The sequence below is a fragment of the Rubeoparvulum massiliense genome, from assembly GCF_001049895.1.
GTDB lineage: Bacteria > Bacillota > Bacilli > Rubeoparvulales > Rubeoparvulaceae > Rubeoparvulum > Rubeoparvulum massiliense.
Genome location: NZ_CVPE01000005.1, coordinates 215274 through 235212 on the forward strand (window position 1 = coordinate 215274; position 19939 = coordinate 235212).

The window sequence follows — 19939 nt, forward strand, 5'->3', positions numbered from 1 at the left end:
CCCTTCCTATTACGAAAAACTGTTCTTCTCATCATTCATTGCAAACGCTACTAAGGAGTACTCTCTGTTTTCTGCGTTAATTTAGCTTGCACAATCAGCCGGTCTGTTGGATTCTCAGCGCCAATGGGGGTACATGTCACCAAGGTGATCAATGGCTCTTCTTGGTCAGCTAGTACGTTGACTTCTGTCTGGTCCACCAAAAAGGATTGGACCACAATAAACGTATAAACATTGGTTCTTGTCTTCACTTCAATCTCATCATCTGCTGTTAATTCATTTAGTCGATTAAATTGCTTGCCATAGGCGATGGCTCGATGTCCTGCAATTCCCACATTATGAATACCAAACTCTTTTTTGGGCTCGATGATACCAACACCTTTTCGAAGTGAGGTTTCACTGGCCCCTGCAAAGATGGGGATTGTAGCCTCGATTTTTGGAATTCGGATGACTCCCCTTACACCATCGAGTTTGGCTAGTTCGTCGGAATTGGATATTTTTTGGTGTTGAGATGGAGAATTGGATTGTGGATTTGATCGTGGTTGAGGTTGTAGTTCTGGTTGATGTTGAGGTTGGGATGGAAGAATGTGTGAGGATGATGATCCTATGTCTGCTTCTGGTTGTGATTGTGGATGTGATTGTGGATGTGATTGTGGATGTGATTGTGGATGTGATTGTGGATGTGATTGTGGATGTACTTGTGGTGAGCTGGATTCTAAAGCGTCATTGATCTGGCCTAGACGTTCAAAGGTTTCAATAAGTTCCTTTTGTTCAGCATCTAGTACTACCTTTTCCATTTGTGGGTAGAAGATCAGAATGAGGCCAATGATGATGGGGACAGACCCCCACTGCTTTAAAGCATTAAAGATTGACCACCTCCTATATGTGAAAATTGAAATAGCCACCTTATTAGCGGTGGCTATTTTCTTAGTAGATTATTATGAAATTTCGTCTGAGGATATTACTATTTCATTTTATCTATTTTATGCTTGTTCAATAAATCATAGATACATTATTTTGCTAAGGTCGCTAAAGGTGGGACGGCACATCGCCATATGAAGTGTCAAATCTCAAGGGCAAAGATCGATCGTAATGAGATGTGTAAATCCGAATATTCGATTGATCGCAATGTATCTTCTTCCCCATAGGTGACCCGCTCCAGATATGCACCATCCTTCAAATGATATACATGAATCATTCGATTGGCTGTATCCACAATCCAATACTCTTTCACACCATACCGCTGATAGGCATAGAACTTTTCGTTATAATCTTTTAGCGCAGTTGCTGGTGATAATACTTCAACGATGAGCGTAGGCGCACCAAAGCAGCCTTTGGACACGATTTGATTTTTATTACATACAACTGTGATATCTGGTTGCATGATGTCATCAGGCTTTTCAAAATGATTAGAGACGCTAAAATAAACATTGAATGGCGCAGTAAAGACCAAGCAACCGTGATTCTGAAAATAGCTCCGCATAGCATAAAACAATTCACCAACAGCAAACTAATGCATGGTGGAAGGAGCAGGCGTCATGTTATATGCTCTGCCATTAATTAATTCCCAAGGCCCTTCCCATGTTTGCCAATCTTCATAGGTATGCCATTTTGATTGATCTGGAATCTTCATGGTCATCACCTCTAAGGTGGGGGTCTTGTGGTGGGGGTCTGACCCCTTCAATCCCTTCAATCCTATCTTATTCCATGATAGGATGTAATAGACAATACGAATCCAAGGGAGGGATTGCTGTGAGGATGATACCTCCTTATTTACAGCAGATTGATGGAGTTTGGTGGTTGGTAGAGGATGACCGGGATAATCTAAAAGTAAGCTATCGGATTAAGAATGTGATCTTTTCTGAAACATCATCTTTTCAACATGTAATGATTCTCGATTCCTATGATTTTGGACGCATGCTCGTGCTAGACGGCGCTGTCCAAACCACGGCTCTGGACGGTTATATCTATAATGAGATGATCGCCCATATACCACTGCTTTTCCATCCTGATCCGAAGAATGTACTGGTAATTGGAGGCGGAGACTGTGGTGTTGTACGAGAGTTGGCTAAGTATCCAGAGCTTGAGACCATCGATATGGTGGAGATTGACCAAATCGTTGTGAATGCTGCTCTTAACCACTTACCTGAAGTGTCTGGTAATATTAAGGACCCTCGTCTGCAGTTCCACTTTACTGATGGCGTTCAATTCGTAAAAGAAAAGAAGGACGCCTATGACGTTGTAATTATTGATTCTTCGGATCCAGTTGGCCCTGCTGAACAGCTCTTTACTTCTGAATTCTATCAAAATGTCTATCAGAGCCTACGAAAGGATGGTGTCATGGTCTGTCAGAGTGAATCGCCCATCCTTTATGCTCCCATCATGGAGAGATGCTATAACTCTATTCGGGAGATCTTCGCTAGTGCTCATCTTTATACCGCAACGGTTCCTACCTACCCTGGTGGACTCTGGAGCTTCACTCTCGGGTTGAAGCAGTCAGGTGGAATCCAACAGAGGCGACAATTAGCTACTCCTACTCGTTATATAAACCGAGGCATAGTGGAAAGTGCTTTTCATTTGCCAGAATTTCTTCATCGTGGGGGTCAGACCCCCATGATGTTAATGCGTTAAAGCAATGGGGGACTGACCCCCCATTCACAACCTCTCCATTTTTTGTTATGGTATTTATGTTAGGTTTTGTTTGCTTTAGTTAGCTTTTGTTATGTTTGGTTATTTTAAGGCAACTAAACTTAATCGTAACGTATTAAAAATGGGAGGAAGTAGAGTATGAAACACAAATGGAACAGCGCAGATCATGGTTGGAAAGGTAGCAAAAGTATACTATTCCTTTTACTTATTTTTTTATTGCTAGTGATGGGAGGATGCGGTGATAAGAGTTCAGAGACCATCGAACAACCCGCTGAAATCCCTGAAAATCCCGTTTCTGAACAAGAAGAAAAACTGACAGAACGTATGTTAACGGACCAAATGGGTAGAGAAATCGTACTACCACAGGAAGTAAATCGTGTGATTTCTACCCATCGGCCTCTCACATTTTTTGTTTATGCTGTAGGAGGACAAGAGAAATTGGTGGCAGTTGATAATAATTCAGCGACCAGTCCATTCTTACAGGAAATTTATCCTCAAGTGGCTGAATTACCTACGGTAGGAACCAAAAAAGAGGGACTAAATATTGAAGCCATTGTTGCTGCCCAACCCGATGTAGTCATTCTCGCAAATCTAAAGGGAAATGATGTAGTTTTAGAACAGTTAGAAACACAAGGAATTGCAGCGGTTGTACTTGACCCTGAATCGGTAGTCGATATGAAAGAAACAGCACGGATTATGGGGATTATCTTCAACCAAGAGGAGCAAGCAACGGAGCTTATTGCCTACTATGAAGAGACAGAAAAGTTGATCGCTGACCGTTTAACTGATCTGCAAGCAGATGAGAAAAAGCGGGTATATATGACAGGATCAGAAGTTCTAAAAACTCCTTCAGCAGATATGTATCAGCACTATTTAATAGAAAAGGCAGGGGGAATTAATGTTGCTCAGGACTTGCTAGGTGGCTTCTCACAAGTTTCAACCGAGCAAGTGGTTGCATGGAACCCCGACGTGATTATTGGCCTACAATATTGCAAGGAGAGTCTCACCGATGTGGTAGCAACCAATCCACAGCTAGCTAGTGTAACGGCAGTACAAGAAGGTGAGGTCTATCGCTTTCCATCTAATCTTGTCAACTGGGATTATCCGGAACCCAGCTCTGCCCTAGGCATGCTTTGGTTAGCACAAAAGCTATATCCTGAGCAATTGGCAGATATCGATATACAGGTGGTAGCAGATCAATTTTATCAGCAGTTCTATGGCAAGAGCTTTTCAGAGATTGGTGGAGTGATTGAGACAGAATGGTAAAGGTTGCTGTCAAGAATGATGGACTAAAAGGAAAAGCTGGAGGCAAATGGAGTGTTCTGCTCCTCGCTGCTTTCAGCCTTTTTATCACAATTCTAATATCATTGCGACTTGGGCGATTTGAGATTGGGTCAGCAGAGATTCTACAGTTTATGTGGAAATGGCTCTTTGCTCCGAATCTCTTAGACTTGAGCCAGCCCATGGAGAGTGTCTTTTACTATATTCGTCTGCCACGCATTCTCTTGGCTGTTGTGGTAGGCGCTAGTCTTGCAATTACAGGCACTCTCTTTCAGGGAATTTTCCGTAATCCCCTAGCATCACCAGATATTTTGGGGGTGTCTTCAGGCTGTGCTTTTGGTGCGGCATTAGGTATTATTTGGGATGTGCAAATTCCTTTTAAGATACAGATCCTTGCTTTCCTATTTGGTCTGCTTTCAATGTTCCTAGTCTTTACATTGGCAAGGTTGAGTAAAGGCGACCGAGTTGTGATGCTCGTACTGATTGGAACCATTGTCTCTGCTTTATTTGGTGCAGCACTATCGTTTTTAAAATATATCGCTGATCCGGTAGAAGACTTGGCTGCTATCGTTTTTTGGACGATGGGTGGACTGCACAGAGCTACTTGGGGAACGGTATTACCCCTTCTATTCACTCTACTACCAGGCTTCATTCTTCTTCTCTTGCTCTCGTGGAAGGTGAATATCTTGTCATTAGGAGATGAGGAGGCAAAAAGCTTAGGAATTCCTGTTCAGCTTTTTCGAAGCGTTTTGATCGTTGTGGCTACGTTGATGCTGGCAGCCACGATTAGTATTACTGGCACCATTGGTTGGGTGGGGCTTGTGATTCCCCATATTGCTCGGATTTTGATAGGCTCTGATCATCAATACACATTTCCCATGTCAATGCTAGTAGGAGCCACCTTTGTTCTTATGATGGATGATCTGGCCCGTAGCTTAACTACAGCGGAGATCCCCTTATCGATTCTCACCGCTCTTGTCGGTGCACCATTTTTTGCTTACTTATTGACGAAGGGGAAGGGGAAGGTATGGAACTAAATTGGAATGCACCGCTGCAATTACAGGATATCTCAATTGGCTATGATCGAAATGAGGTACTCTCTCAACTTACAATGCACCTTGAGCCAGGTAGGATCCATGCTATTTTAGGAGAAAATGGCTCTGGAAAGTCAACATTATTGAAGGCGTTGCTGGGACAGCTTCCCCTTTGGCACGGGTCGATAAAGCTAGGGAATACAGATCTGGATACATTGACGAATAAGGAGAGGGCTCAATCCTTCTCCTATGTCCCTCAATTCCACGGTGGACTTTTTCATTATCCAGTCCTTGAGATGGTAGTAATGGGACGCAATCCCTATTTAGGGATGCTACAACGGCCATCGACGGAAGATTATAATATGGCGAGAGAAACACTTCATATCTTAGGAATTTCCCATTTAGCACAGGAAAGTTACCTACAGTTGAGTGGTGGTCAAAAGCAGCTTGTCTTACTAGCACGTGCTTTAACACAGGATTCGCCTTTTTTACTTTTAGATGAACCTACCTCTCACCTTGATTATTATTTTCAGCACCACGTATTGCAATGTTTACGCAAGCTAGCCATAGCGCAGAAGAAGACAATTATCATCACAATGCATGATCCTAATCTGACGAGTCAATACGCTGATGAGGTTCACATCTTGAAGCAGGGAAGCTTATTAGCCTCAGGCTCAAGTGAGGTAGTGTTGACGAAGGAGAATCTATCTGCATTGTATGGGCTAGAAGTGAATATTTGTGAATTTTGTAATGGGGTCAGTCCCCCACTCAATTAACACGTTAAAGCAACGGGGGTCTGACCCCCCTATAACCATCCTTTTTCTCGCGCGAAGGCAATGGCTTCAATTTTATTTTTTGCATCTAACTTTTGCAGAGCCTCTGACATATAGTTCCGTACCGTGCCAGCGGATAAAAATAGTTGCCTAGCGATTTCCTTGGAGGTATACCCTTCCGCAGCAAGCTGTAGTACCTCCTGTTCTCGCTCGGTCAGTGGATTCTCTTCCTGATAGGTATTAATAATTAGCTCCGAATCAAATATACGTTTTCCCTGCATCACACTCCGAATGGACTCGGCTAACTCCTCAATAGAACCATCCTTTAATAAATAGCCATGAACCTCTGCCTTCAAGGCTCGTTCAAAATAGCCTGGACGCGCAAAGGTGGTCAAGATCATCACCTTACAATCTACGCCCTGTCGCCTTAACTCTTCTGCCACATCCAATCCGCTCTTGATGGGCATTTCAATATCCATGAGACAAATGTCTGGTTTCAGCTCTCGTACCAGTCGTAATGCTTCCTCCCCATGCTCTGCCTGCCCCACCACTTCAAAATCCTCTTCCAAATCGAGTAACGTACCGAGGGCTCCCCGTAGCATCCGTTGATCTTCAGCAATCACAATTCGGATCATAAAGCAATCTCCTCTGATTTAATAATGACAGGTACCAGCATTTTCACCGTAGTTCTTTTGTTATCCTTCCATTCAAGCTCCAGTTCGCCATCAATGAGAGCAAGCCGCTCCTTCATCCCTTTAATTCCATTTCCTTCGTTGTCTGACTTGGCCATCCCCACACCATCATCCTGAACAATGATCGAAAAGTAGCCTTTTGTTTCTTGAAAGGTCACCACACAATGCTTGGCACTACTATGCTTTACAATATTGGTACCCGCTTCTCGTAGGCACATGGCTAAGATATTTTGCTGTAAAGGGAGAAGCGTGGAAAAATCAACTCTCCCTTCTTGAATCAATTGAATGCCAGCTGCAGCCAGTATTCGTTCCATATCTGCCAGCTCTTCAGCAATGGTATGAGCTCGCATATCTGCTACAAGCTCGCGCACCTGACTCAGCGCAGAACGCGAAGTAATTTCCATCTCCTTTGCTTCACTCTTCGCCCGTTCTGGTTGCTTATCGATTAGCCTTTGAATCAGTTGACTTTGTAATGTAATAAGAGATAGGGTATGCCCCAATGTATCATGTAAATCGCGGGCAATTCGCATCCGCTCTTCCCGTTTAATCAATTCTTTAATCTGTTCATTCGCCTGATCCAATTTCTTTTCTAATTCCATTCGTTTATTCATGGAGCGAATGCCCAATGGAGAGATGAGCATCACCACTAAAAATGGCAAATAATAAAGTATGTTCATCATTGGACTGTATAAAGCCAATAGCAGCGTGATTCCCATAACGCAAATGATAAAAGCGCCAAAAGCACGTTGAAACTGCTTTTTATTTCCCAACCAGCCAATAAAATTAGCAGGAAAAAAGCACATAAAGATATTTTCAGAATGATACCAAAGGCAAAGCACTGTAATGATGCTCATTTGAATAGCCAACCAAAAGAAGAATACCTTAGCAGGAGGATACCAGAACAGTTGACGATATGATATGAGAAAAAGCAGGATGAGAGCATAGCCCACCACTGCTTTCACTCCATTCTCATCAAGGATACTATTTAATGGCAATAATAAATAAGCCAAGAATATATAAGGAAAGAAACCATATTTTTTCGGAAACAATTGAAGAGCATGCAATGGCTACACCGCTTCCTGTTTTCTTCTTATATAAATGGATATTATCATAAATAGGATTAGATAGCCGCTTAAGATAACAACATTCTGTAATTCTGGAAGATTGCCTCGAATAATCCCCCACGCACCATTTCCTAAATGATAAGCTGGGAGCCACTTCCCAATGGTTTGAACCACTTGCGGCAAAATGTCCATGGGCATCCACATTCCGCCAGTGATAGCAAGTAACATGTACGCCACATTACTAACCCCTGTTGCCGTATCCACCCGTTTCATGGTGCCCACCAGCGTTCCTAATGCAAGGAATGTGGTAGAAGCGAGAAGAATCCAGATCCCGCTTAGAATCCACTCCGAGGCTTTTAAGGAGATACCATTAACAAGATACCCTGCAAGGAAAATCACCACAATGGAGAAGAGATGAACCATCATCTGTCCGAGCATTTTTGCACCTAAATAAGCCATTTCTGAAAGGGGCGTTACACGAATAAAGGTATTCCAGCCTTGAGAGCGCTCCTGAACCATCCGAATACCTAGGGTCATAATCGCACTTCCCATCACACTGAAAGATGTCATCGACATGAGATAATGAGCATTCCATTGATTCTGGTCTGGCACATTGAACTGAACAACCCTTGTGAAAATCACATAAAAAACGATGGGCATCAGCAGCGACCAGAAGAGATAATAAGGATTTCTAAGCATCCGTAAGATTTCTGCTTGGCATTGTTTCATGAACATCTTCATCTCAGATGACCTCTCTTTCTTCTGTTAATTGTTCAAAGGCTTCTTCGAGACGACCTTTCTCAATGCGGATCTCGCCTGCTTTTAGCTTGAGTTCAAAAATTCTTGCCAGTACAGCATCGGTATCATCGGTGGTGATGTAGATTCGTCCATCCTTTTCGTACATCTTTGAGAGAAAAGGATCCTGTGATAAACTTTCACGGGATATGCTTGGATCCAGAATAAAGGAGACTGACTGCTTTGCTACCTTATTCTTGATTTCGTCAGGTCGACCATCAGCGATGACCTTGCCATGGTTAAATAAGATGATTCGGTCCGCGATATCATCGGCCTCCTGTAAATAGTGGGTAGAAAAGATGATGGTTTTCCCTTGATTGGCAAGCTCTCGCACTCGTTGCCAAAAGTGCTTCCGTGCTGAGACATCCATCCCAACCGTGGGCTCATCAAAGAAAAGCAGATCAGGATTACCTGCCATGGCCAATGCGAAGGCCACTCTTCGTTTTTGACCACCGGATAGCTTTTCTGTCCGTTTCTTTAGTTCCTCTTGTTCTAAACCGGTTAGCTCAATCAGCTCATCATAGGAAAGGGGGACTGGATAGTAGGAGCGGAATAGTTGAAGGATTTCTTTCACGCTTAGGCAATCCATCAGGCTAACCTCCTGTAACATGACACCGATTCTGTTACGTACACTTTTTTCTTTGGCATTCCTACTAAAAAGGAGGGCAGAGCCATTGGTTGGGTTTAATAAACCTAGCATCATTAGCATGGTCGTTGTTTTCCCTGCACCATTGGGTCCGAGAATGGCTACTACTTCTCCCTTCCGGATCGTAAAGGATACATCATCAACAGCTTGTTTATCCTTGAACCTTTTGGATAGATGCTTAATTTCCACGATCTTTTCCATATCAAATCCCCCCATTAATCGATACTTTTATAGTACGGATTAAATGAGGGGATTGTTAGTTGATGATGTCATTATTTTTAGATGACAACTGTCATAACCATAGGGGGTCAGTCCCCCGTTGCTTTAACGCGTTAACTTGGTGGGGGTCTGACCCCAATAAGCTTTTTACTTCTTCTGGTGGTAGTGGCCGACTATAATAATAGCCTTGAATGTGATCACAGCCTAACTTACTCAAGATCCTCACTTGCTCCTCGGTTTCTACACCCTCGGCGATGACTTCCTTATTTAGACTGTGCATGGTTCGAATCATACTTTCTACTAAAGCTTGATTCTCTTTTTCCACAAGACGATCCACAAAATATTTATGTATCTTAATATTATCGATGGGCAGTTTAATTAGATTCATCAGCGAATTATAACCCGTACCGAAATCATCTAAGGAGATTTTTACCCCTAATTTCCTGGCATCCATGAGTAACTGCTCCGCCACATGCTCATTCTCAACGATTCCTCGTTCCGTTAATTCAAATTCAAGCTGTGAAGGATCGATGCAATATGTATTGAGCTGTTCCTTCGTATATTCGAGCAGTGCGTTGTTACGTAAATCCTTAGGAGAAATATTGATGGCCATTTTGGTAATGAACCCTTCCTCCTGCCATTCCTTTAATTGTGCTATCGTTTTTTTAACTACCATTTTCGTGATTTCACTTATAATTCCAACTTCCTCAGCAACTTTAATGAACTCTTCTGGACTGATTGAACCTTTACGGCCTCGGCTTAATCTCAAAAGTGCTTCTACACCAATTACTTGATTATTCTTCAGACTAATTTGAGGCTGGTAAACGATGTTAAACTTCTTGTTTTTTATTGCATCGTATAGTAAAACCGTAATATCAAGTCTCTCTTTGTTCTTTTGCTCTTTAGAAGGATCATAGAGAAAAATTCCTGTAGTATCTGACTTTTGATCCATTGCGATGCTTAATTTTCGATATAAATCATTGAAGTCATTCCCATGCAATGGAAAATGTACTAGTCCAGCTTTAACCATCATCTCTACCAATAACCCATCGATGAGTATAGGTTCTCGAAAAGATTTGATAATTTGTTCTCCAATTAAGTAGGTAGCTTCTATCTGCTCACCTGGCACTACAATGGCCAGTTGATTCGTATGTATGGAATAAACTTGTTCTTGATCGACAAAGTTGGCTAATACTTTACTCAGGTGTAAGAGTGCTTGTTCCCCAATCTGATAATCGATATATCGATTGATATCACCTAGATTAGTGATTTCAAAAGCAATTAGTGAAAAGCTCTCTTGCATGACTATTCGTTCATCAATGTCCATCTTCAGCTTATTAAGGTTTGGTAAACCAGTCATTTCATTCTTCAGCGATTTCTCAATGGCTTTTTTCTTTGAGGTTTTAACATACTGAAATAGTATACCAATCACAATACCTATCACAACAAATATCGTGGTTCTAAATACCCAGCCACTTAGATCCTGTGGGATTCCTTCTGCTACATTCTTGTACATAAATGGTCCAAGACTGTACCCCCCAAGCAAGGCTGCTCCCATAGCACCCTTAATCCCTCCGAAAAAACCTGCAAGAATGATCGGAATATACATGATATGCGTAAATGCTAGTTCTGTTCCACCAGTGATATATACCATATAAACAGTGATCGCAATTAAGAGCATAATAAGCAAGATCTTGAAAAACGACCTGTTTAAATGAGTAAAGTGAACAAGTAGTCTTTTTGGCATATATGGGTTCCTCCCCTCGCAAATGGTAAGGTTGGAATAGTAACATAGTACTAGGTAAAAAATACTATATTATTATTGTAATGGATTCCCAGTAATATGCAAGGGTGAAATTGTTAAACGGTGGTAGTCCCCTATCGTTCCTATCGTTCTTCTCCTTAATACGTTAACATTACATAGAATACCTTTCAAATAAATCCACCCCTCGTCTTCCAAAATGAGGGGTGGATTTTTATAACTTAATCAATTCTTCATTGCTTTAATGCGTTAACTCAATGGGGGACTGACCCCTATTTCTTTAACGCGGTAATGTATTGGGGGACTGACCCCGTGATAGTTGCTGCTTCATTCTCTTCTTGGATTGCCATATAGATCTCCTTACGATGAATCTCTACGTGGCGAGGTGCAACAATGCCCAGCTTTACTTGCTCTCCTTCAATGGCCAGAACCTTCAGCTCAATATCAGGTCCAATCATGATGGACTGATTGGACTTACGGGTGAGGACTAACATGATTACTCCTCCCCCTTCTTCACAAGCGGTGCTTTTCGAGAATAGTTCTCCTCTAGAACCACCTGCTTGCCTGCTCTCTTCCTACGATTCAAGACAACAGGTGCCATGAGATTACATGTAGAATCTACAAGGGTCTTCCCCAAGGTCACAATGCTAAAGAGCTCCACATCCTCCAGGCCAACTAACTCCAATTGCTCTGCCACATAATCAGGCAGATGAAAATCATAGTCTGGAAAAACCGTGAATGGATTGATAGCAATAAACGAAGGCACAGACTGATCAAGAGCTTGGATCACAGTAAATGGAGAGTCTCCTCCCAATGGGATGAAGGCAAAGCGGTGAACGCTCTCAAACCCCGGAATTCCCTGAGCAAAGGTGTAGATCTGCTTCTCGTCGACATTGACATCTCCAATTAAGGGACTATGTATTAGCATGATAATTCTCCTTTTTGACTCTCATTCTGTCTTAGCTGACCCTATTATAACCGTTCAGATCCGGTTATATCTGTTCAAATCATAATCGTTCATCCACATTCAATCCCACCACATCGATCTGGATCCCATGCCATTGACTGATGGAGCCTGCCACCTTACCTGGCGTATACTCGTGGATCACCTTCTGCGGTGTAATATTGATCTGAGTCCCGCGTTTTTGCCAGTTGATTTGCAAATCTGCTGGAGTAAAGTTCATCTTTAAGCTCCCATAACGAGGGAGAAAAACAATTGCAAGCTCGCGAAGGGGGGGATTGGCCTTCTGCTCCGATAGCATGGAAATTTTCGTACCTGGCTGTTCGATGGTACGGAGAGCATCACCCTCTTGGGCAATCTGAGCAATGGCCGCAAGGGCTGCTTGCTGGGCTTCGGTAGCGAACTCCGTATTCATACGAAAAACATGCTTTCTCCCCACATCGGCAAAGCACTTTGTTTGATCGATCTCCAAACGACTTGGCGTCGTATGAATCTCTAGGATGGCTGGAAGCTGTTCAATCTGAACATCTGCCTTTGGCTGTTGAATCTGCTGCTGTGGCTTCTCACTCTGCAACGCCATTTTGATAGACTGTTGCTGAATCTCTAAGCGTGGCAGCTGCATGATGCCACCTCCTCATTCCCTCTATCTGAGAAAATCCACTAGAGATGGCTGAATGATTCTGGAGCCGGTGGCTAAAGCAGCACGATGAACATTCTCCTGTGCCTTCAGCTCCGTAATCACCCACGCCATATCTGCATCCTCTTCACTGGAAAGAAGTTTCTTCGTGTTGATTTGACCACTCTCAAGCCGAGATTGGATCAATTCAATTCGATTAATCCGTGCGCCTAGAGATGCTCGTTCTGTTAAAAAGACTTCCATTTGCTCATCTACATCATTAAGGAAAGTGCCCACTTGATCAGCTTGGTTCGGATCACGAAGGGTATTAACTACATTTTCAAGGAGGCCAAATACCCCCTCATCTTTAGAAGGATTGGAGAAAACCGCTTTTCCCTTCACATTGACTGGGAGATAGATCCCTTGACCAAGCTCCAATTCCACATCCTCTGTATTCTCACCAATAAAACGTTGAGTTGTCTTATCATAGGGCGCGATATTGGTCTCCGTTCCAGCAAAGAGATAACGTCCACCAATAGTAGCGTTGGAGAGATCCCCAAGATGGTCACGGAGCTGAGCAATCTCATCTGCGATCGCTTTCCGCGAAGTCTCTTCATAGGTACCATTCGCTGCTTGGACCATCAACTCACGCACCCGTTGTAGTGTCTGGGTTGCTTCTCCCATAATGGTATCTGTGGTTTCCATCCAGCTAATTGCTGTATCAGCATTGCGACGGAACTGTGCGATCTCGTTTAACTGATTACGATAATGCATCCCCCGCACCGCCACCACAGGATCATCAGAAGGACGAGACACCTTACGACCCGTGGATTGCATCCGCGTAAATTTATCTAACTTCTCATAGCTACGGTTCAGATCGTGGATCATATTATTATTCAACATCTTTTGCGTAACTCGCATGCATGTTCACCCCATCCCTATCTCAGTTCCTAGCGACCAACAATCCCCATTCCATTGATCACCTTATCTAGCATTTCATCAAGAGCCGTCATATTCCGTGCTGCTGCATTATAGGCCTGCTGATATTTAATCAGATCGGCCATCTCATCATCAAGGGAGACGCCTGAAACGGACTGACGACTATTATCAACATCTTTCGTAATCTGCTGCATATTCTCTTGCAAACGTTGTGACTCTTGCGATTGAATTCCGAGTTCACCGATCACATTGGCGTAAAACTGATCCATCGTTCCGCTATCGGTAAAGCCATCGGTAATCTTTTTAAACTTTAAACCAGAGATGGCCTTGGCATTTTGTCCATCGCCTACATAGGAGATGCTGGTCCCATCATCCTTCTTCACTACAGATTGAGCAGCAGCGATTAAGTCACCAGAGTCCATAATCAAGGGATTGACCATCAAATTGCTAGCATCCTGTGGATCAGGGATATCGGCAGGATTCAATGTGCCATTGCGTAAATTCTCCTCGGTTAAAAGGTTCTTATTCGCTTCATACCAACTCTTATCAATGAAAAAGGGCAATTGCATCAAGGTTGGTGGATTACCTGGATTCGGATCCCCTGCATCCACCTTCTTCTGATATTCTACCTGTGCCTCAATATCCTTCATGTTCATTCCCGAACGATGAAGATCATTCACTTCCTTAGTAAGCACCTGGGCTAGCATATCCAAGTTTTTGATGAAATCAGGGAGAATACCAGTCAGCTCTCCGTTTGGACCAGGTAAGCCGCGACCTTCCATGGCTCCTTGAATAAAACCTGTCTTCATCTCTAAGCGACTTCCGTCTGCTAGTACCTGATACATTCCTGTACTAGGGTCTACCTCAGCGCTGATCTCAACACGTTCACGCTCATTCAAGATCTCTACATCATTGCAGGAAATCTTAATCATACCATGACTTGCAGGCTCTACCTTAATCGGGATTAAGCTTGAAAGTTTATCAAGGATTAAATCACGGCGGTCATTCAAGTCCGCTGTTTCATAACCATGAGGCTGGATCCGTCCGATCTGATCGTTTAACTCCTGTAATTGCCGAAGATAGGAGTTCACTTCACCAGCCTTCACACGAATCACATCATCCATGTTTTGCTGATATTGAAGAAGTGAACGCTTCATATGCTGGAAGGTCTCAACCAATGCAGTCCCTCGTTGTTTTAAGACCTCACGATTGGAGGCGCTATCAGGTTCTGCCTCAAGATCCTTCCAGGCTGCCCAATAATTATCCATCACATGGGCGAGGGCATCATCAGTAGGCTCATTCATCACCACTTCAATCTTGTTGAGGACATCCACCTGGGCATCCCAATATCCTAGATATGCAGACTCATTCCTAAACTGATGATCGAGGAATTCCTCACGAATCCGATCGATTTTTGATGCAATGACCCCTGTTCCCATCTGTCCTGCCATCCGAGGATTGGTGAAGGCGGGCATGGGAATTGGATAAGTTGTCTCTAGATACACTCTTTGCCTGCTATAACCATCTGTGTTTGCGTTACCAATATTATGTCCTACCGTATTAATTGCTGCTTGTTGTGCAGCCAAGGCACGTCTGGCAATCTCAATCCCGCTAAAAGTAGAACGCATTATGCAACTCTCCTTCATTAGTGCGTTCATCACGCACAATCATTCCTATTTAGTGATTCATCCAATGAAAAGGGTCATCCTCGCAAAATTATGCTTTCGAATCAAAAAGATGGCGTTTTCCACCTACAGATTGGGGACCATAAAAGAGATCCTCCTCTGGTGCAGCAGTTACTTCTGTGATGGTTTTTTCGAGGTAGTGAAGTGATTCCTCTATTAAGTCCTGATTCTGTTCGTTTAATTGGCGAAGCTGTTCAATCGATTGGACCAGCTGATGTTGCTGCTCAAGGAGACGGTTATGCCAAACTGGATCTGGGCAAGTGCTAAGCACCTCATGTAAAGTGGTCGCTGTAGTCGTTCCCATGATGCGCTGCCGTACCTCTTCAAGCTGGTTCAGCATCTGCATGAGTCCTTTCTCTTCTTGTATGAGCTTCGCTAGGGATTCCATCTGATTATTAATGATCGACTTCCGTTTGGTAAAGGCCAATTGGTAAAGCTGCTCATAGCCCTGAAGCTGCTCTGCTAGATTCTGAGAGAGCAATGAGTAGAACGTCTCATTCTCCATCTAGTTCCGCTCCTTTATAAGAAATTGCATCCGTTTGGCCAATTCCTCTGTAGAGATGTGATAGGTGCCTGCATCCACACGCTCTTGAATGCTTTGAAGCTTCTCAGCACGTTCCGCATCCCATTTACTCTCTTCCATTTGTGAAGCGAGTAATTGCTTTGCTTCGTTAGAAATTTGTAGCTGATCATGTCTGTTCGCAGCCACAGTCCGCTTGCCCGAATTTCCTTCAGACAACTTATGATAGGGATTCACTCCATATACTCCCTGGATCTTCATCTCGTTCACCTCGTTTCGCTGATTCTCTCTTCGGCCCCTTCACCATACCATCACAGTAAAGATATGAAAAAAACCGACCTACTCTATTATGTAGTATCGGCTTCTTGCTAATAAATATTTAGATCTTGGTAGCTTAATCATCATCTCGATGGATACGTGAGCGTAATTCATAATACCCACCAAAATCCTTCGCCTGATCCTGATCTGCCTGATCCTCCCGTAAACGCTTCTGCAGCTCTTCATGAAGGGTTAATTCTTTTTTCATTTTTCCGGCACAAGCTTCGCATAGATGCCCAGATTGAATCATCGTACCACATGATTCACAAGCATAACCCAAATTGGGGGTGCGATTGGTAGAAAGACGTCCTTCCCGAATAAACTCCGTAATCTGGGCGATGCTCACTTCTGTAGCTTCGCTAAGCTCATTGATCGTACATCCTCTGTTTTGAGGATTGCGTAAATACTTAGAGCATCGATCATACTCATCTTCTACGATCCGCTTACAACGGGGACAGATATCCACAGTTACTTTTGCAAAAACAACACCACAGCGGCGACAATTCGCTAACTCTGCCATCTTTCCTCCCCCCTCCAGTTCTTTATAACTAGTTTTATTCTACTATAATAGGAAGATGGATGCTAGCTAGTTTAGAGGAAGGTATGAAAATTAGTATTATTTTACCAACTCCCATTGTGGTCGACGTTGCTCCAAGTAGAAGCTATTTCGAACCTGCCGCTGGTAAAGCCGCTCTTCACAGAACTGATCTGCTGCTTTCATTGTGGAAATACCCTGTGCTTCTGCTTGCTGGTAGATGGAAACCAATGTCTCATAGATCGCTTTGGTCTTCCGGAGAACTCGCTCATGATTATGCCCATACAGCTCGTCTGCCACTTGGATTAAGCCTCCGCTATTAGCAATATAGTCTGGAGCATAGAGGATTCCCCGCTCATGAAGACGCACACCATCCTCTGAGGTTGCCAGCTGATTATTGGCGGAGCCTACCACCGCCTTCACCTTTAGCTGCTCCACACTTGTATGATTGATTACAGCACCGATGGCACAAGGGACGAAAAGATCCGCATCCACACCATAGATCTCCGCACCACTCACTGCCTTCACCTCACCTGCATAGGCTGTAGCCAGCTGCAAGAAGGCATCCACTCTCCCTTGATCAACATCGGTGACCCAGAGATTAGCACCTGCCGCCAAGAGATGCTCTCCTACCTTCCAACCTACCTTACCCAAACCTTGAAGTGCAAAATGTTTCCCTTTCAATACTTCTGTTCCCCAAAGAAAATAGGAGGTAGCCTGAATGGCATAGAGGATTCCCTGCGCAGTTGGAATCGAAGAATCTCCACTACCTCCATAAGCTTCAGGTAAGCCCACAATATAGGAAGTCTCCTTCGCAGCATGGATAAAATCCTCCGGCATGGTACCCATATCCGTTCCTGTATAGAAACGTCCGCCTAAAGAGGCCACCATCTGCCCAAAAGCACGAAAGCGTTCAGCGGTCCGTTCTGTCCTAGGATCTCCGATGATCACGGCCTTTCCACCACCAAAATCCACATCGGCTGCTGCACATTTATAGGTCATCCCTTTTGCAAGCCGTAAAGCATCCTCAAGGGCTGCCTCCTCGCTTTCGTAGGGTTGCATACGACATCCACCCAGTGCAGGCCCCAAGGTTGTATTGTGAATGGCTATAATTGCACGCAAGCCACTGCGTGGTTCATGACAGAAGAGCACCTGCTCATGCTCAGAGATTTTTTGGAAAATCATCCTCTCACTCCTTCTCCATCGCTCTTAAGCGTTCTTCAATGAACGCCTTCGCTACTACCATCTGTACAACCTCGCCCTCACCAAGAAGACGTTCGCCTGCCCATACCTTCACCTGGCAATCCACCTGAGTTCGCAGTGAGGCGCGCTGTGTAGTTCGCTGTGACCGGATTCCATGTGCTTCACGCTCTTCCTGTTTCACTCCTTGAAGGGTGGCCACCGCTCGAAAGGAGGTTCCGATGGGAGCAGGGGCGATGTGTTGTACGGAGACTGCTCGCCCCATCCCCTCCTCCCAATCTTCAAGATAGGGTAGGATGATCTGTCGGGCTCCCCATTCCATGTAATACACCATCATCGCTGTGGAGAGGACTGGATGAATCACCTGCCCAGCAAACTGTGCCACCATCTCCTCCGTCACAACACCTTCAACTGTAGCCACCATCCCAGGCTCCATGCCTGCTTTCATTCCATCCCTCCCATGGATTAGCCTCAAACTCCCGATCAGCAATCCTCTTCTTGATGATTTATCCTCTTCCCGATCATCTATCCCCTTCTCGATGATCTATCTCCATCTCGATGATTTATTCTTTTGAAGATAGCACCATCCGATCATTCTCCCATTGCTTACCACGTAATTGCCGAAATTCCTCCATCAATCGTTCAATGGTAAGGGCTTGCTTCTCCTCACCCTCTGCTTGGAACACAATCTCACCTTGATCCATCATAATCAGCCGATTCCCCACTTGAATGGCCTGCTGCATATTATGGGTGATCATTAGCGTTGTTAGGTGATGGTTCTGAACCAATTGTTCCGTTAATTGAATGACATGATGAGCCCGCGCTGGGTCCAACGCAGCCGTATGCTCATCTAATAACAAAAGCTGCGGCTTGGTAAAGGTAGCCATGAGGAGAGAAAGTGCCTGTCGTTCACCACCAGATAAAACACCCACCTTCGTGGTCATCCGATCCTCCAAGCCTAAATGGAGCCCTGACAATTCTTTACGAAACTGAGCTTGCCGAGTCTTGGTTACTCCTTTACCCAAGCCTCGCTTCTCTGCACGAGTCCAAGCCAGCACAAGATTCTCCTCAATGGTCATGCGGGGTGCTGTTCCTGCCATCGGGTCCTGAAATACCCGACCGATCAACTTACTCCGTTCATATTCAGGCCAACGTGTTACATCCTTCCCAGCAAGGACAACTGATCCTTGATCGGGCTGTAACACCCCGGCAATCACGTTTAACAAGGTTGATTTTCCTGCACCATTGCTACCGATCACGGTGACAAAGTCTCCCGGCTGCAGCTCAAGCTTGATACCACGAAGGGCAATTCTCTCCTCTGCGGTCCCAGGAAAAAATGTTTTAGAAATTTGCTTTAACTGGAGCATCTTTCTCCCCCTTTCGTGAGCGCCATTCCTGCAAATATTTAGGTAGAAGGAGAGCAATAATCACAATGAAAGCAGTGATCAATTTCATATCCCCGGTTTGGAGGAAGGGAACACGAAGTGCCAGAGCGTAGATCATCCGATAGATGATGGCACCACCTACGACGGCAAGGGTGGTCCAGATGATACCCTTCGTGCCGAACAAGGCTTCACCGATAATCACAGAGGCTAAACCGATAATGATCATCCCAACGCCCATTTGAATATCTGCAAATTTCACATATTGTGCATAGAGACCACCTGCGAATGCCACATAGGCATTGGAAATCCCTAAGCCTAGGATCACATAGCGATCCGTGTTAGCAGAAAGCGCACGGATCATCCGCTTATTATCGCCGGTGGCACGCAGAGTAAGCCCTACCTCGGTACGTAGGAACCAATCTAATAGTAGCTTCATCGCCATAGCTACCAGTAGCATGGGTAGAAGCACTGACCAAAGCTTAGGTAGGATGGATTCCATCCCCGTTAAGAGGGTCTCCTCCTTCAGTAAAGGAAGATTGGACCTACCTCCCATCAAGCGTAGATTGATAGAGTAGAGGGAGATCATCATCAAAATCCCAGAGAGAAGGGGATTGATATGCCCTTTCGTATGCAGAAGTCCTGTACAGACACCTGCCACAAAGCCAGCCAATAGCGCTGCTAGCGATGCAATAAGCGGCGAAACACCCTGTATAATTAGCATGGCAGCCGTTGCTGCACCTGTTACAAAGCTACCATCCACCGTAAGATCTGGAAAATCTAGAATACGAAAGGAAAGATAGACGCCAAGTGCCATGATTGCAAAGATAAAGCCCGATTCCCATGCTCCGAGTAATGCTGCGGACATCTG

Annotated in this window: 25 protein-coding genes; 5 read left to right on the forward strand and 20 right to left on the reverse strand. The window is 44.3% G+C overall.

From position 1 onward, the window contains the following. Window positions 1-50 precede the first annotated feature (50 nt). The gene (locus BN1691_RS06270; protein WP_082147068.1) at window positions 51-605 is read right to left on the reverse strand and encodes a class D sortase; all 555 of its coding nucleotides are present in this window, start codon (window positions 603-605) and stop codon (window positions 51-53) included. Here BN1691_RS06270 and BN1691_RS14670 point away from each other — a divergent pair. Next, on the forward strand, window positions 524-727 hold the full coding sequence (locus tag BN1691_RS14670) for a hypothetical protein (protein ID WP_231638369.1): 204 nt from the start codon (window positions 524-526) through the stop codon (window positions 725-727). The two genes, BN1691_RS06270 and BN1691_RS14670, sit on opposite strands and share 82 nt — an antisense overlap. Before the next feature lie 333 nt (window positions 728-1060). On the opposite strand, the gene BN1691_RS06275 is transcribed toward BN1691_RS14670, so the two are convergent. Together BN1691_RS06275 and BN1691_RS14845 are read right to left on the reverse strand one after the other, a co-directional pair. After that, window positions 1061-1492 carry a Uma2 family endonuclease gene (locus BN1691_RS06275; protein WP_261795546.1) on the reverse strand — a complete coding sequence of 144 codons (432 nt, stop codon included), beginning with the start codon at window positions 1490-1492 and terminating at the stop codon, window positions 1061-1063. Window positions 1493-1507: 15 nt separating this feature from the next. Further along, on the reverse strand, window positions 1508-1630 hold the full coding sequence (locus tag BN1691_RS14845) for a hypothetical protein (protein WP_261795547.1): 123 nt from the start codon (window positions 1628-1630) through the stop codon (window positions 1508-1510). Window positions 1631-1755: 125 nt separating this feature from the next. Here BN1691_RS14845 and speE point away from each other — a divergent pair, with 125 nt between their 5' ends. From speE to BN1691_RS06295, 4 genes are all read left to right on the forward strand, one after another. Beyond that, window positions 1756-2628, forward strand: coding sequence for a polyamine aminopropyltransferase (gene speE, locus BN1691_RS06280; protein ID WP_048601381.1), 873 nt, complete (start codon window positions 1756-1758; stop codon window positions 2626-2628). 156 nt (window positions 2629-2784) lie between these two features. Next, window positions 2785-3912, forward strand: a complete 1128-nt coding sequence (locus tag BN1691_RS06285; RefSeq protein ID WP_048601382.1) for an ABC transporter substrate-binding protein — start codon at window positions 2785-2787, stop codon at window positions 3910-3912. Further along, window positions 3906-4964, forward strand: a complete 1059-nt coding sequence (locus BN1691_RS06290) for a FecCD family ABC transporter permease (protein WP_048601383.1) — start codon at window positions 3906-3908, stop codon at window positions 4962-4964. Before BN1691_RS06285 ends, BN1691_RS06290 begins: the two co-directional genes overlap by 7 nt. Beyond that, window positions 4955-5737, forward strand: a complete 783-nt coding sequence (locus BN1691_RS06295) for an ABC transporter ATP-binding protein (protein ID WP_048601384.1) — start codon at window positions 4955-4957, stop codon at window positions 5735-5737. The genes BN1691_RS06290 and BN1691_RS06295 overlap by 10 nt, the downstream gene beginning before the upstream one ends. Before the next feature lie 29 nt (window positions 5738-5766). Here BN1691_RS06295 and BN1691_RS06300 read toward each other — a convergent pair whose 3' ends face one another. The 17 genes from BN1691_RS06300 to BN1691_RS06380 form a co-directional block, all read right to left on the reverse strand. Beyond that, complete coding sequence (locus BN1691_RS06300) at window positions 5767-6369, reverse strand: response regulator transcription factor (RefSeq protein ID WP_048601385.1); 603 nt, start codon at window positions 6367-6369, stop codon at window positions 5767-5769. Further along, window positions 6366-7490, reverse strand: a complete 1125-nt coding sequence (locus tag BN1691_RS06305) for a sensor histidine kinase (protein ID WP_048601386.1) — start codon at window positions 7488-7490, stop codon at window positions 6366-6368. The genes BN1691_RS06300 and BN1691_RS06305 overlap by 4 nt, the downstream gene beginning before the upstream one ends. A 3-nt stretch (window positions 7491-7493) precedes the next feature. Continuing rightward, complete coding sequence (locus tag BN1691_RS06310; RefSeq protein ID WP_048601387.1) at window positions 7494-8231, reverse strand: ABC transporter permease; 738 nt, start codon at window positions 8229-8231, stop codon at window positions 7494-7496. Window position 8232: 1 nt separating this feature from the next. After that, complete coding sequence (locus BN1691_RS06315; RefSeq protein ID WP_048601388.1) at window positions 8233-9132, reverse strand: ABC transporter ATP-binding protein; 900 nt, start codon at window positions 9130-9132, stop codon at window positions 8233-8235. Between the two features lie 91 nt (window positions 9133-9223). Further along, window positions 9224-10897: a putative bifunctional diguanylate cyclase/phosphodiesterase gene (locus BN1691_RS06320; protein WP_048601389.1), complete on the reverse strand. Its 1674-nt coding sequence runs from the start codon at window positions 10895-10897 to the stop codon at window positions 9224-9226. A gap of 287 nt (window positions 10898-11184) precedes the next feature. Next, window positions 11185-11406 (reverse strand): carbon storage regulator CsrA, encoded by a 222-nt coding sequence (csrA, locus tag BN1691_RS06325; protein WP_048601390.1) that lies wholly within the window; start codon window positions 11404-11406, stop codon window positions 11185-11187. A 2-nt stretch (window positions 11407-11408) separates the two neighbouring features. Next, the gene (gene fliW, locus BN1691_RS06330) at window positions 11409-11840 is read right to left on the reverse strand and encodes a flagellar assembly protein FliW (RefSeq protein ID WP_048601391.1); all 432 of its coding nucleotides are present in this window, start codon (window positions 11838-11840) and stop codon (window positions 11409-11411) included. 79 nt (window positions 11841-11919) lie between these two features. Further along, complete coding sequence (locus BN1691_RS06335) at window positions 11920-12495, reverse strand: DUF6470 family protein (RefSeq protein ID WP_048601392.1); 576 nt, start codon at window positions 12493-12495, stop codon at window positions 11920-11922. Between the two features lie 21 nt (window positions 12496-12516). Beyond that, the gene (gene flgL, locus BN1691_RS06340; protein ID WP_076850125.1) at window positions 12517-13410 is read right to left on the reverse strand and encodes a flagellar hook-associated protein FlgL; all 894 of its coding nucleotides are present in this window, start codon (window positions 13408-13410) and stop codon (window positions 12517-12519) included. Window positions 13411-13439: 29 nt separating this feature from the next. Further along, window positions 13440-15056, reverse strand: coding sequence for a flagellar hook-associated protein FlgK (gene flgK / locus BN1691_RS06345; RefSeq protein WP_048601393.1), 1617 nt, complete (start codon window positions 15054-15056; stop codon window positions 13440-13442). A gap of 88 nt (window positions 15057-15144) precedes the next feature. Then, entirely contained in the window at window positions 15145-15618 is a 474-nt protein-coding gene (locus tag BN1691_RS06350) for a flagellar protein FlgN (protein ID WP_048601394.1), read from the reverse strand. Then, the gene (locus BN1691_RS06355) at window positions 15619-15894 is read right to left on the reverse strand and encodes a flagellar biosynthesis anti-sigma factor FlgM (RefSeq protein WP_048601395.1); all 276 of its coding nucleotides are present in this window, start codon (window positions 15892-15894) and stop codon (window positions 15619-15621) included. 133 nt (window positions 15895-16027) lie between these two features. Beyond that, window positions 16028-16471 carry a TIGR03826 family flagellar region protein gene (locus tag BN1691_RS06360; protein ID WP_048601396.1) on the reverse strand — a complete coding sequence of 148 codons (444 nt, stop codon included), beginning with the start codon at window positions 16469-16471 and terminating at the stop codon, window positions 16028-16030. Between the two features lie 96 nt (window positions 16472-16567). Next, entirely contained in the window at window positions 16568-17671 is a 1104-nt protein-coding gene (locus BN1691_RS06365; RefSeq protein ID WP_048601397.1) for a Glu/Leu/Phe/Val dehydrogenase dimerization domain-containing protein, read from the reverse strand. 4 nt (window positions 17672-17675) lie between these two features. Continuing rightward, the gene (locus tag BN1691_RS13880) at window positions 17676-18134 is read right to left on the reverse strand and encodes a thioesterase family protein (protein ID WP_053083716.1); all 459 of its coding nucleotides are present in this window, start codon (window positions 18132-18134) and stop codon (window positions 17676-17678) included. 115 nt (window positions 18135-18249) lie between these two features. Continuing rightward, the gene (locus BN1691_RS06375; RefSeq protein WP_048601398.1) at window positions 18250-19053 is read right to left on the reverse strand and encodes an ABC transporter ATP-binding protein; all 804 of its coding nucleotides are present in this window, start codon (window positions 19051-19053) and stop codon (window positions 18250-18252) included. Then, window positions 19028-19936, reverse strand: coding sequence for an ABC transporter permease (locus BN1691_RS06380; protein WP_048601399.1), 909 nt, complete (start codon window positions 19934-19936; stop codon window positions 19028-19030). Before BN1691_RS06380 ends, BN1691_RS06375 begins: the two co-directional genes overlap by 26 nt. Window positions 19937-19939 lie beyond the last annotated feature (3 nt).